The organism is Chryseobacterium sp. AG844 (assembly GCF_003182335.1).
GTDB classification, from domain to species: Bacteria; Bacteroidota; Bacteroidia; order Flavobacteriales; family Weeksellaceae; genus Chryseobacterium; species Chryseobacterium cupriresistens.
In genome coordinates, this window is record NZ_QGTV01000015.1 from 84,384 (window position 1) to 97,061 (window position 12,678).

Here is a 12,678-nt window from a genome sequence, read left to right on the forward strand (position 1 = left end):
GAGATCCGGGCTTTTTGCTTGTCAAATTGTTGGAATTTTAAATAAATTTTCAATTTCGTATAAATACTGTTTTTTAAGAATATTTATAATGGAAGTGAGTTTTATTGGTTTGATTTATTGAAAAATTTACATCGTTTTTAAATTTATGTTTATGTTTTAATTGTTATATGCTTGAAAATTAAATAATTATTTTACTTTTTTTACTTTTTAATGTAACATATTAATGAAGATAGTGGTCTTATAGAAAAAACTAAATTTCACATGAAAATACTATTATTTCCCATAGCAATATTAACAGGCGTATCAGCAATGGGCCAACAGGTTCCAGCTCCGGCTGCCAACGATACTGTAAAAGGAAATGCAAAAGAAATAGAAGCGGTTACGCTGGTTGCCAGAAAACCAACCGTAGAATCTAAAGTAGACAGAACTGTATTTAATGTAGCCAACAGTGCAATTCTGGCGGGAAATACAACATGGGATGTGCTGAGAATGACTCCTTTGGTAAGTATTGATAACAATGATGAGGTAAAAGCTGAGGGACAATTGGTTACCGTATATATCAATGACAGGAAATCTGTTTTTACAGGTAAGGAGCTCAAGGAATATCTTAAAACAATTCCTGCCGATAACCTGATGAAAATTGAAGTAATCACCAGTCCGTCTTCCCGTTATGAAACTTCCGGTTCCGTGATCAATATTGTCCTTAAAAAAAGGGATGATGAAGGATTAAAAGGAAGCATATCTCTCAACAACAGACAAAGTACCAAAAACTCGCAATACACGAATTTCAACCTGAACTACCATAAGAAAAAGTTTACCCAAACCCTTATAGGAGGTTATAATAACGGAACTTATGTACAGACGAATCAGACATGGGATAACCGCTATGCGGAAAATAAACTGACACAGTTTAATCTGAAAAATGTAATGAGAAATGAAAGCCCTTCTGTTTCTTCCACTTCAGAGTTTGAAATTAATGATAAAAATAACTTCGGGCTTGTACTGGAATATTCACAAAACAGGAATTTTCATACTGCAGAATCTAATGGAACCACTACAAAAGACGGAGATCCGGGAGAATCTTTCCTCCAGAACCAAAACAACTGGGGATTCAGCCGTAATCTGGGGACTAATGCTTTCTACAAGTACTATGATAAAGAGAAAAACAGGATTTTAGATATTAATTTAGGAACCAATTATTCCAGTAATAATAATGATAATCTGATCGACAAGCAAATTACTAAGCAGGGGGTGATAACCCATCAGCAGCTGGGCGTTATCAGTAGCAATCAGATGCGTAATTATTATCTGAAAGTTGATTATACACAGCCTTTTGGTAAATCGGGAGGCACCATGGAAGTAGGAGGGAAGACCGAAATAAACAACCATGTTATTCCTAACAGCCTGTATGGATTCAGTATTGATAATGCCATCCCGGAATTCGCTAATCTTTCCCGCAATGACAGATTCCATTATGAAGATCATCTGAGTTCTTTATATGCCAATTACAGCAAAACATTTTTTGAAAAACTGGAAACAAGAGTCGGAATCCGTTACGAATATATTGATTATAAAGTAAGACAGGATGTAGCAGGTACGGAAAGAAGGGATTCTTACGGCTCTTTTCTTCCCAACTTATTGCTGAAATATAGTTTTTCAGAGAAATTTGACCTGAGTCTTACCTACAACCGAAGCATTTGGAGACCCTGGTATTCTGAATTTAATCCCTTCCTTATGCCTGAAATTAACGGAACGTATTCTAGAGGAAACCTTTATCTGAATCCTAACCCGAATGACAGGCTTTATCTGAAGTTCGGAATTCTGAAAAAGTACTTTATCTCTGCAAGATACATGCATACGAATCAGGATTACTGGACGACGTACGTTACGGAAAACGGCAGAACAGTTTCATTGCCGGGGAACTTTGATGGAAAGGTTGAAAAATACTACCTATTTGCCAATACCAATCAGAATTTCCTGAAAAATAAACTGAATGTGAATGCCGGATTTGGATGGTACTACATTAATAATAAGGATTTTAACGAGAAGAATAAATTGGGAGCTAAGGATTATATCAGCTATTGGGGAGCTTCAGCGAATATATCTTATACTAATCTGTTTAATAAAAACATTAATGTAAGTGCATGGATGGAACTTGCCAATCAGAATAACGGTAACTCATATGCCAACAATACCAATGTTTTCCATAATATTTCAGTGACTAAAATATTCCCGAAAACCCAGATGGAGCTGAGCATGCAGCTGATGAACATCTTTAAAAGGCCTTATGGCGATAACACAACATACAGCGCGGACGGAACTTTCAGAGAGTACTCAAAATGGGACTGGTATGGAGTTTCTCTTACTTTTGTAAAGCGTTTTGGAAACCAGAAGGTAAAGGAGAATACAAAAACCGACGTAGAGAAAAACGGCGGCGGCGGAAAATAATTCAGGATTTGTTAGATATAATGAAAGCAGGTTTCCAATTGGGAATCTGCTTTTTATTTCTGGCTGGAAGCTGGAAGCTAGAAGCACTGAGGTACGTCCTTGATTGTCTATAAAAATCTGTGAAATCTCTGTAATCTTTGGGAGAAAAATTAAAAAAAACAGATCCCAATCCGGAATCTGTTTGCATTCTATCAAATAATTATAAATAGAGTTTATACTCAGTTTTTCTATTTAAGAGTAAATTTCACTTTGGTTTTAATGGCATCTGAAGAATTTCCAATAAGAGCTTCAAAGTCTCCGGGCTCAGCTACCCAATCGTGTTTTTGAGCATCAAAATAACTTAAAGCCGTTTTATCAATGGTGAAAGTCACTTCTTTCTGTTCTCCCGGATTCAGGTATATTTTTTCAAAACCTTTCAATTCTTTTGCAGGGCGTGGAACAGAAGATTTTAAATCACTGATATAAAGCTGCGCCACTTCAGCACCTGCCTTTTTACCTGTATTTTTAACGGTTACTGTAAATGTGATTTTACCATCCTGTGAAATAGTAGTCTGGTCTGCTTTTGCTTTTCCGAATTCAAAAGTAGTGTAGCTCAAACCATGCCCGAAGCTGAACAGTGGTTTTATATTTTTCGTGTCATGCCAGCGGTACCCTACAAAAATGCTTTCGTTGTACGTAATATTGATAGGATTTTTCTGGTCTTTACCTTTTCCTGCAGCTAACTCATCTTTCTGCCCCGGATATTCTCCCAGCTGGTGTGCTGAATTGTCTTCAAGCTTTACCGGAAATGTAAACGGAAGTTTTCCTGACGGGTTGGCATCTCCGGCTAAAATGGCAGCAATAGAATTTCCGGCTTCGGAACCAAGATACCAGGCTTGTACAACCGTTGGAACTTCTTTGATCCACGGCATAGCCACTGCATTTCCGGAAACTAAAACCACAGCAAGATTTTTGTTTGCTTTTGCCAGAGCAGAGATGATTTGATCCTGATTGTAAGGCAGCCCATAGCTTTTTCTGTCGTTTCCTTCACTGTCCTGGAAGTCCGCTTTGTTCAGTCCGCCTACGAAAATGACGTAATCTGATTTTTTTGCCAATTCTACGGCTTCATTCAATAATTCAGCCTCAGATCGGGTGTCTTTTAAATCCTGTCCGGATTTTACTCCGTTATATTCTCCTCCGATATCTCCTACATAGCCTCTTGCGTACTGTACATCAGCCTGTTTTCCGAATCTGGATTTGATTCCGTCTAAAGGAAGCGTTTCATATTTCACTTTTAAAGATGAAGAACCTCCACCTACAGTCATTATTTTGATGGCATTCTCTCCGATAACCGCTATTTTTTTAGCCTTGTTAAGATCAATCGGAAGAATATTCCCCTGATTTTTTAACAGAACAATTCCTTCTTCTCCGATTTCTTTGGCAACCGCTTTATGTTCTTCAGAAGCAATATTTCCGAAAGGCTTGTTGCGGTTCATCGTTGTTTTGTAGGCAAGACGAAGTAATCTTGTTACTTTGTCATCCAGTTCCTGGGTTCCTACTTTTCCTGCTTTAATCAAATCAAGGTAAGGCTTTGCCAGATAATAATTGTCATAGGCATTTTTAGTTCCTGCAGAAAGTCCGTTGGTCCATGAGCCGAATTCAAGATCAAGACCATTGTGGATAGCTTGTTCTGTATTGTTTACAGCACCCCAGTCGGATACCACTACGCCTTTATAATTCCATTCTTTCTTTAAAATATCATTTAAAAGATATTGATTCTGGCTGGCATACTGGCCTTTATACATGTCGTAAGCTCCCATGATCGTCCACGAATCACCTTCTGTTACCGCTGCTTTAAAGGCAGGAAGGTAAATTTCATACAATGCTCTGTCATCCACATTCACATTGCTTGTATGACGGAACATTTCCTGATTGTTCAGAGCAAAATGTTTTACAGAAGTTGCCACTCCGTTAGATTGCACACCTTTAATATAAGGAACCACCATCTTGGATGTCAGATAAGGATCTTCACCCATGTATTCAAAATTTCTGCCGTTCAGTGGAGTTCTGTAAATATTAACTCCAGGTCCCAGAAGAATATCTTTTTTTCTGTAGCGGGCTTCTTCACCCAATGCTTTCCCATAGTTCCATGACATTTTTTTGTTCCAGGTTGCGGATAAAGCAGTCAGGGCAGGGTAGGCGATAATAGAATCGTTGGTCCATCCGGCCTGATCCCATTCGTCCCACATTACTTCAGGACGAACCCCGTGCGGGCCATCTGTAGTCCAGAATTCAGGAATTCCCAATCTCGGAACACCCGGTGAACTGAATTTGGACTGTGCGTGAAGCATAGCCACTTTTTCTTCCAGGGTCATTCTTGATAGTGCATCCTGAATGCGCTGTTCAACAGGTTTGGATTCATCCAGATAAACAGGAATGGTAGTATTAGTCTGAGCCATATAAGAAGCAGAAATAAAGGTGAATAAACTTATAATGACGGTTTTCTTTAACATAATGCCTTACTATTTGATTAAAAACAAAAATAGAGAAAATTTTTATTATCTCAAATTGAGAAAATAAAAAATTGATAAATAAAAAAACTGCCTGATTATTTGCAGACAGCTTATTATTAAATATTGTATTTGTAAATGCGGAAAACTGAAGAGAAGTTGATGTTGAGACATCAAAGTGAAAAGGCTGAAAGCAAAATTGCAAAATGGTAAAAGACGAATGAAGCTACTCTCATATACTTTCATTCAACACCTCGAATCTTACAACACTCCTAGCACAGTGTTTAGATTCCTATGGAATGATAAGGCGGACGTATAGGTATAGCATGTAGTTTGTTCATTCCGAAGGAATCTACACTCAAACCCTCTTACTCTCCAACCCGAAAACTCGTATCCCGAATCCACTCTCACAACTCTAATACTCTCAAACTCTCCAACTCATCAATCCCATCCTTTCACAGCACCTCCTTTGAAGATTTCCTTAGCTTTCTTTTCCACTTCCGGAGACTGATAGGCTTTTACAAAGTTTTTTACTTTCTGGCTGTTTTTATTATCCTGTCTGGCGACTACCACATTCACATAAGGAGAATCTTTATCTTCCACAAGAATACCTTGCTTTTCCTGATCCAGACCTGCCTGTGCTGCAAAATTATTATTAATTACCCCCACAACAACATCTCTGTCATCCAAAACTCTTGGAATCTGAGCACCTTCGATCTCCATGATTTTCAGTTGTTTCGGGTTTTTTGTAATATCTGTTACTTTGGGAAGAAGTCCCACACCATCTTTCAATTTCAGCAAACCACTTTTTTGCAGAAGCAGTAAAGAACGTCCTCCGTTGGTAGGATCATTGGGAATAACAATCGTATTGCCTGCCTGTAATTCACCAACGTTTTTAATTTTTTTTGAATAAGCTACAATAGGATACACAAATGTATTTCCTACAGGCACAAGGTTATATCCTCTCTGCTTTGACTGTTCCGTTAAATAAGGAATATGCTGAAAGGCATTGGCATCAATATCTCCGTTAGTAAGGGCTTCATTGGGAACTACATAATCGTTGAAAGGGATCAGTTCCACTTCAAGATTGTACTTATCTTTAGCCACTTTTTTAGCCACTTCAGCAATTTCCTGTTCCGGGCCATAGGTAATCCCGACACGGATAAAGTTCGGATCATCCTTTCTTCCCGAACAGGCACTGAACAGCAATATTCCGGCAGCCACTAAACCAAAAATCTTTATTTTTTTCATTCTATTTTTTATTTAAATACTATTGAAGCAAAAGAGTAAAAAATGATCTTATTCATCCCCATATCCCGAAACTCGCACCCCGGATCTCAAACACTCCCACTCTCAAACCCTCTCACCCAAAAACTACCTGTGATCAAATCTTTTTGACAATCTGTCGCCCATAAACTGGATAATGAAAACCAAAAGAACAAGCAGAATCAAAACGGTATTCATAATTACAATATCATATCCGATATATCCGTACTGGTAACCCACCTGTCCAAGCCCGCCAGCTCCTACAGCACCACCCATTGCAGAGTAACCTACTAAGGTAATCAAAGTGATAGTCGCATTATTGATTAATGAAGGAAGCGCTTCGGGCAGCAATACTTTTCTAATGATCTGCAGCGGAGAAGCTCCCAAAGCTCTTGCCGTCTCTATAAGACCGTGTGGAACTTCGATAAGGCTGTTTTCTACAAGTCTAGCAATAAAAGGAGCAGCTCCCACACTTAACGGAACCAAAGCCGCATTCACTCCAATGGAAGTTCCTGCCAGAATCCTTGTGAAAGGAATCATCCATACAATTAAAATAATGAAGGGAATGGCACGAAAAATATTTACCAATATAGATAATCCTCTATGGTAGGCTGCATTTTCCAGCAGTTGTCCTTTTCTGGTTAAAAATAGCAGGATTCCTACCGGAAGTCCCAGCACAAATCCAAAAAATCCGGATAAAAATGTCATATAAACCGTTTCCCAGGTTCCTTTTGCCAAAAGGGCAATTACCGCATCACTAAGCATATCCTTTTACTGTATTTTGAATTTTATTTTGATTGAAATAATAGATCGCCTGCTGGTTTTCTTCCGCTTCACCCTGAAGCTGCAACAGTAGTTTACCGAAATTGGAATTTCCAAAATACTCTACATCCGCCTTTAACAATTTATATGGGATTTTATATTGGTTGTATAGTGTTGAGAGAATTTGTTCAACACTGATGTTTTCGTTAAGTTCTATTTCGACCAGTGGAAATAAACCTTCTTGAGGTTCTTTCTGCAGTCTGCTGATGAGTTCCTGTGGCAGGGTCATGATGTCTGAATTGATGAACTGACGGATGATCGGGTTCTCTTTTTCCGAAATAATCTCGCTTAAAGTTCCTTTTGTTAATAATTTTCCTTTATCGATAACGGCCACGTGGTTGCAGACCGATTTGATGACTTCCATTTCGTGGGTAATTAAAAGGATGGTAATTCCCAGTCTCTGATTGATATCTCTTAAAAGCTGCAGAATAGACTGTGTTGTAGCCGGATCCAGTGCACTTGTAGCTTCATCACAAAGCAGAAGGTGAGGATCATTGGCCAGAGCCCTTGCAATGGCAACTCTTTGTTTCTGTCCTCCGGAAAGGCTTTTGGGATAATCGTTGGCTTTATCTTCAAGTCCTACAATCTTCAGGAGTTCGTTGACTTTCCTTTTGATTTCGTCCTTGCTGGTATGATCAAGTTCCAATGGAAGCGCTACATTGTCAAAAACAGTTCTTGAAGAAAGAAGATTAAAATGCTGGAAGATCATTCCGATTTTTTTACGCTCCTCAGCCAGTTGTTTGGAGCTAAGTTTGGTAAAATCCTTTCCATTAATAATAATTTGTCCTTCATCCGGCCTTTCCAATAAATTAACGGTACGGATCAGCGTACTTTTTCCTGCCCCTGAAAAACCGATAATTCCTACGATATCTCCTTTATCTATAGTAAGACTTACCTTATCCAGTGCTTTGAAAGACTGTTTTTTCTGGTGAAATGTTTTTGATATGTTTCTGATTTCTATCATTCTGATTTTATATACTTTTTAAATAGGCTGATATCTTCTGCCTGTTCTGTTTAAAAATCTCCTTACTCTTCTGATTTTGACCTTGGCCCTTTTTGAAAGTCTGAAATACTTGGTGACATTGGTTAGAAGTACTCCCAGCAATATAATGAATAAACCATACAGCTGACCTCCATTGATGCTTTGGTGGGCAACAATCCAGCCAGCAATCACTGTTACAATAGGATTGATGTAGGTGTGGGTGCTTACCAAAGCAGCGGGTTTTACGGACAGAAGCCAAATGTACGACAAATAAGCGACTATCGATCCAAAGAAGATCAAAAATAGAACCCCAAACCATGCCGATAGCGGAACCGCAGAAACTGAAAAATCAGTCCATTCTTTTCTGAAAAAAGCGATGAGAAAAGAGGCTAATCCTGCTATTATAAGCTGTTGGGCAATATTCATAAACGTAGATTGGGATGCCGGATTTTTCTTTGAATATAATGAACCCAATACCCATGAGATCGAACTTAATCCCAGAACTACAAATGCTGTAATCCGTAAATTTTCATTAACAACAGCATGAGCAGCATTTGAATGTACACTGCCTTTTAAAAACATAATCAATCCAGCAAAACCAATCACCAATCCTATCGGAATAAATTTATCTGAAAAATAATATTTCCAATTATTTTTGTCAATAGCAATAAACCAGAATGGCCCTGTTGCAATGGAAATAGCAGCTTCAGAAGCGGTTACATATTGTTCTCCCCAGGCTACAAGCCCGGTTCCTCCGGTAAGAATAAGAATACCGGTAATGGCATTTTTCTTCCAGTTGATCAGTGAATTTGCCTTTTCTCCTTTAGAAAGAAGATAGGCTATCATGAGAATTCCGGCTACCAGAAATCTCAATCCGGAAAGAATGAAGGGTGGGAAACCTTTTAAGCCAAATGAAATAGCTAAAAACGTAATTCCCCATATCACATAGATATTTGTAAAAGCCAATGGAATCAACCATTTGTTTTTAGAATTGCTCATTTTTATGTTTTTAATGTTGTTATTCAATAAAAAAAGGCTCTACCACGTGGTAAAGCCTTCGAAAATATGTCTAAATAAAAGTAAGGTCAACCACAGTATTCTTGATGTACAGGCATACACATATCCTTCATCATATTTTTGATGGTATGTTTCTTAATTGAATTATATTTTAATTCTGCCTTCATTTTGTCTTATTTCCTGAATACGTTTGCAAATATAGAATATAATTTTTATTAGTCCACTAAAAAAGTAGACATTTTGAATATTAAATTATTATTAATGGATTAGTGTTTTGTAAATCAGTGATTTGTATGTTGTTCTGTTTTGAAATTAAAGTATTGAATAGATTAATTTCATAATGTTTTGGTAAGAAAAGGTCAGATTTTGATTAAAACAGGCGTTATGGAAAAGGTAATATAAATTGAATTTTTTGAGGATTGTGTAAAGGTTGGTTGAGGACTGTTTAAAAATGATTTAAAATGTGTTTCCGGAAACGGAGTTTTGCATTTATTAAACTAGTTAAATGCACAGGATTTCTGTTCACTGTAATTTAGCATCAAAATTAAAAGACATGGACAATAGAATTTTAGGTCTGCATCATATTACTGCTATTGCAGACAACGCGAAAAGAAATTTAGATTTTTATACCAAAGTTTTAGGTGTAAGACTGGTAAAGAAAACTGTAAATTTTGACGATCCGGGAACGTATCACTTCTATTTCGGAAATGAAAACGGAACCCCGGGAACCATTCTTACATTCTTTCCCTGGGAAGGAATAGGAAAAGGAAACAACGGAAGCGGAATGGCAACTCATATCGGATATTCTGTCCCGAAAGGAAGCCTTGAATTCTGGAAAAACCATTTACAAAGCTTTAATGTAGCCGCAGAAGAAGGAGAAATATTCGGCGAAAAGATGATTTCTTTTAAAGATCCGGACGGCCTCCAGTTACAGCTGATAGAGCCTCTAAGTGAAGACAACAGAAAAGTATGGACAACGGATGATATCAAAGATGAAAATGCATTAAAAGGTTTCCATAATGTGACTTTAACCTTGAAAAAAGCAGATCCTACGATCAAAGTTCTGACCGATATTTTAGGATACGACTTGCAGAAACAGGAAGGCGAAAGATACAGACTGGCTACTGATGCCATTGATACCGCTAATATTGTTGATATTATTGAAAATGATACCATTCCGGCAGGTAGAAATGCAGCGGGAACCAATCACCATATTGCATTCAGGGTAAAAGATGATAATGTTTTGATGGAATATCGTGAGAAAGCCTTATCCGCAGGACTAAGCATCACACCGAAAATCAACAGAGATTATTTCTACTCACTGTATTTCCGTGAGCCGGGTGGAGTTTTATTTGAAATTGCAACTGATAATCCTGGATTCACTGTAGATGAGCCTTTGAATGAGTTGGGAGCCAACCTTAAACTTCCTGTTCAATACGAAGGTATGCGTGAGAAAATAGAAGGAGTATTGCCGAACTTATCATAGATCATCGGTCATATTTTATAAAGATGCTAATTTTGAATAAAGATTTAAAAACAAGAAAAATGGAAAGAACAGAAATAGTTTTAGAAGGAAGAAAAGGAGAGATCCAGCTTTTCTCAGACGATCATAAAGCAGGTAAAATGGACATATCAGTGATTGGAAAAAAACTGACCGTTTACCATACCGAAGTAAATCCGGAATATGAAGGAAAAGGCTTTGCCAAAATTTTACTGGAAAGACTGGTTTCCTACGCAAGAGAAAATGATTTGAAAATTCTACCGCTATGTCCTTATGTTCACGCTCAGTTCAAACGTCATCCGGAAGAATATAATGATGTATGGTTGAAGGAAGAACTGTAGGGAGTTTGAGATGCGGGATGCGGGTTTTCGATATTCGAGTTTGAGAGTCTGAGGGGAAGAGGGCTTGAGAATCTTGAGCTAAAAAACAGAAGATGAATAAAGTTATTTCCGAACTTATCAACTCGAATCCCGAACCCCGAAATCTCGGATCCATCATAATAACCAATTAACAATTTTATCACAATGAAACTTATCACAGGATTGCATCACGTTACGGCAATTACCGGCAATGCACAGGAAAATATAGATTTTTATACCGGAGTTTTGGGACTTCGGTTGGTCAAAAAAACGGTCAATTTTGATTACTCAGATGTTTATCATTTTTACTTCGGTGACGAATACGGAACACCGGGAACGATTATGACTACTTTTCCTTATGGTAAAGATCTGATCAATGGCAGACATGGTAAAGGAATGCTCAATACAACGGCTTTTTCGGTTTCTATCGATGCCCTGGATTATTGGATGAACCGTCTGGAACAATTCAATATTCCTTTCAAACAGCCGCAGCAAAGATTTTCTGATGAAGTTTTCATTTATCTTGAAGATTTTGATGGATTGGGATTGGAATTGGTTTTTAATGATGAAGACGAAAGAAAAGGATATTACAATGGTTATATTCCTAAAGATTATGCCATCAAAGGGATTCATCATGTAGAAATCTGGCAGGATGCTTATGAAAGAACAGCAGCACTTCTGACCACTCAGATGGATCATAAAGTGATCAAAGAAAGTCCTGACCGATTGAGATTGGGAACCGACAACATGCCGGGAAAATATGTAGATCTGCTTTCTACCCCAAATGCCTTAAAAGGTTTAGCAGGAAGAGGTACCGTTCATCATGTGGCTTTTGCTACTCCCGACGCAGAGTCCCAGCTTGAAATGGTAAAAAGATTAAATGCCTATGGATTGGAGCATACCGAAGTGAAAGACAGAAAATATTTTACTTCCGTATATTTTAAAGAACCAGGTGGCGTTTTGTTTGAAATTGCTACTTCAGGCCCAGGGTTCGACGTGGATGAAGAAGCTGCATTTTTAGGTGAAGATCTGCAATTGCCGCTACAGTTTGAAAAAAGAAGAGAACGTTTGAAAGAAGTTCTTCCTAAAATTGATTATCCAACAGAAAAATTCAGATAGAAATAATGAGTCATACTTTAAATATAAAAACAGCAGGAATACCCTTAAATCAGGCGGAAAAAACTTTGATCATGATTCACGGACGCGGAGGAAGTGCTCAGGATATTCTGAGTTTATCCCAGCATTTGAATGTAAAAGACTATACGCTGCTAGCCCCACAGGCTTTGAATCACAGCTGGTATCCTTTTTCATTTATAGCTCCGGTGGAACAAAACGAACCGTGGTTGTCATCAGCTCTTGAAATGGTTGAAGAGACTGTAAAAGCAGCCGTCAATGCAGGAATAAAACCTGAAAATATATACTTTTTCGGATTTTCCCAGGGAGCCTGTCTTACCCTTGAATTTTTAGCCCGCAATGCTCAGAAGTTCGGTGGAGCGGCAGCTATTATTGGTGGCGTGATTGGAGATAAAATCAACCGTGAAAATTATAAAGGTGATTTTGCAGGGACTCCGATTTTCCTGGGAACCAGCAATCCTGATTTTCATGTTCCGGTAGAAAGAGTATATGCTACAGCCAATATTTTAAGAGAAATGAATGCGGAGGTAACTGAAAAAGTATATGCCAATTTTGGACATTCTATTAACGAGGAAGAAATTGAAATAGCGAATTCAGTTATATTTAAATAGTTTAACCACAAAAGTCACAAAAGATTTGATAAGTAAATATCGAACGCTT

The 12,678-nt window shown here is 37.9% G+C and carries 10 protein-coding genes; 5 read left to right on the forward strand and 5 right to left on the reverse strand.

The window, feature by feature from the left end:
- Positions 1 to 261: 261 nt before the first annotated feature.
- Entirely contained in the window at positions 262 to 2,448 is a 2,187-nt protein-coding gene (locus DEU40_RS15030; RefSeq protein WP_110010597.1) for a TonB-dependent receptor domain-containing protein, read from the forward strand.
- A gap of 227 nt (positions 2,449 to 2,675) precedes the next feature.
- Here DEU40_RS15030 and DEU40_RS15040 read toward each other — a convergent pair whose 3' ends face one another.
- The 5 genes from DEU40_RS15040 to DEU40_RS15060 all read right to left on the reverse strand — a co-directional run bounded on the left by DEU40_RS15040 (position 2,676) and on the right by DEU40_RS15060 (position 9,006).
- Positions 2,676 to 4,886 carry a glycoside hydrolase family 3 C-terminal domain-containing protein gene (locus DEU40_RS15040; protein WP_410493753.1) on the reverse strand — a complete coding sequence of 737 codons (2,211 nt, stop codon included), beginning with the start codon at positions 4,884 to 4,886 and terminating at the stop codon, positions 2,676 to 2,678.
- A gap of 492 nt (positions 4,887 to 5,378) precedes the next feature.
- Positions 5,379 to 6,188 carry a methionine ABC transporter substrate-binding lipoprotein MetQ gene (gene metQ / locus DEU40_RS15045; protein WP_110010600.1) on the reverse strand — a complete coding sequence of 270 codons (810 nt, stop codon included), beginning with the start codon at positions 6,186 to 6,188 and terminating at the stop codon, positions 5,379 to 5,381.
- A gap of 123 nt (positions 6,189 to 6,311) precedes the next feature.
- Positions 6,312 to 6,968 carry a methionine ABC transporter permease MetI gene (metI, locus tag DEU40_RS15050; protein ID WP_110010601.1) on the reverse strand — a complete coding sequence of 219 codons (657 nt, stop codon included), beginning with the start codon at positions 6,966 to 6,968 and terminating at the stop codon, positions 6,312 to 6,314.
- Positions 6,961 to 7,989 (reverse strand): methionine ABC transporter ATP-binding protein, encoded by a 1,029-nt coding sequence (locus DEU40_RS15055; protein ID WP_110010602.1) that lies wholly within the window; start codon positions 7,987 to 7,989, stop codon positions 6,961 to 6,963. The genes metI and DEU40_RS15055 overlap by 8 nt, the downstream gene beginning before the upstream one ends.
- An 18-nt stretch (positions 7,990 to 8,007) precedes the next feature.
- A complete protein-coding gene (locus DEU40_RS15060) occupies positions 8,008 to 9,006 on the reverse strand; it encodes an EamA family transporter (RefSeq protein ID WP_110010603.1) in 999 nt (332 codons plus the stop codon).
- Positions 9,007 to 9,577: 571 nt separating this feature from the next.
- Here DEU40_RS15060 and DEU40_RS15065 point away from each other — a divergent pair.
- The 4 genes from DEU40_RS15065 to DEU40_RS15080 all read left to right on the forward strand — a co-directional run bounded on the left by DEU40_RS15065 (position 9,578) and on the right by DEU40_RS15080 (position 12,629).
- Positions 9,578 to 10,510 carry a ring-cleaving dioxygenase gene (locus tag DEU40_RS15065; protein WP_181397980.1) on the forward strand — a complete coding sequence of 311 codons (933 nt, stop codon included), beginning with the start codon at positions 9,578 to 9,580 and terminating at the stop codon, positions 10,508 to 10,510.
- Between the two features lie 59 nt (positions 10,511 to 10,569).
- Positions 10,570 to 10,866 carry a GNAT family N-acetyltransferase gene (locus tag DEU40_RS15070; protein ID WP_047433770.1) on the forward strand — a complete coding sequence of 99 codons (297 nt, stop codon included), beginning with the start codon at positions 10,570 to 10,572 and terminating at the stop codon, positions 10,864 to 10,866.
- Positions 10,867 to 11,049: 183 nt separating this feature from the next.
- The gene (locus tag DEU40_RS15075; RefSeq protein WP_110010605.1) at positions 11,050 to 12,003 is read left to right on the forward strand and encodes a VOC family protein; all 954 of its coding nucleotides are present in this window, start codon (positions 11,050 to 11,052) and stop codon (positions 12,001 to 12,003) included.
- 5 nt (positions 12,004 to 12,008) lie between these two features.
- Positions 12,009 to 12,629, forward strand: a complete 621-nt coding sequence (locus DEU40_RS15080; RefSeq protein ID WP_110010606.1) for an alpha/beta hydrolase — start codon at positions 12,009 to 12,011, stop codon at positions 12,627 to 12,629.
- Positions 12,630 to 12,678: the final 49 nt, after the last annotated feature.

Excerpts from the sequence above, each read along its gene's own strand:
- DEU40_RS15030 (WP_110010597.1), top strand. The coding sequence starts at position 262 with ATGAAAATACTATTATTTCCCATAGCAATATTAACAGGCGTATCAGCA.
- DEU40_RS15040 (WP_410493753.1), bottom strand. The coding sequence starts at position 4,886 with ATGGCTCAGACTAATACTACCATTCCTGTTTATCTGGATGAATCCAAA.
- metQ (WP_110010600.1), bottom strand. The coding sequence starts at position 6,188 with ATGAAAAAAATAAAGATTTTTGGTTTAGTGGCTGCCGGAATATTGCTG.
- metI (WP_110010601.1), bottom strand. The coding sequence starts at position 6,968 with ATGCTTAGTGATGCGGTAATTGCCCTTTTGGCAAAAGGAACCTGGGAA.
- DEU40_RS15055 (WP_110010602.1), bottom strand. The coding sequence starts at position 7,989 with ATGATAGAAATCAGAAACATATCAAAAACATTTCACCAGAAAAAACAG.
- DEU40_RS15060 (WP_110010603.1), bottom strand. The coding sequence starts at position 9,006 with ATGAGCAATTCTAAAAACAAATGGTTGATTCCATTGGCTTTTACAAAT.
- DEU40_RS15065 (WP_181397980.1), top strand. The coding sequence starts at position 9,578 with ATGGACAATAGAATTTTAGGTCTGCATCATATTACTGCTATTGCAGAC.
- DEU40_RS15070 (WP_047433770.1), top strand. The coding sequence starts at position 10,570 with ATGGAAAGAACAGAAATAGTTTTAGAAGGAAGAAAAGGAGAGATCCAG.
- DEU40_RS15075 (WP_110010605.1), top strand. The coding sequence starts at position 11,050 with ATGAAACTTATCACAGGATTGCATCACGTTACGGCAATTACCGGCAAT.
- DEU40_RS15080 (WP_110010606.1), top strand. The coding sequence starts at position 12,009 with ATGAGTCATACTTTAAATATAAAAACAGCAGGAATACCCTTAAATCAG.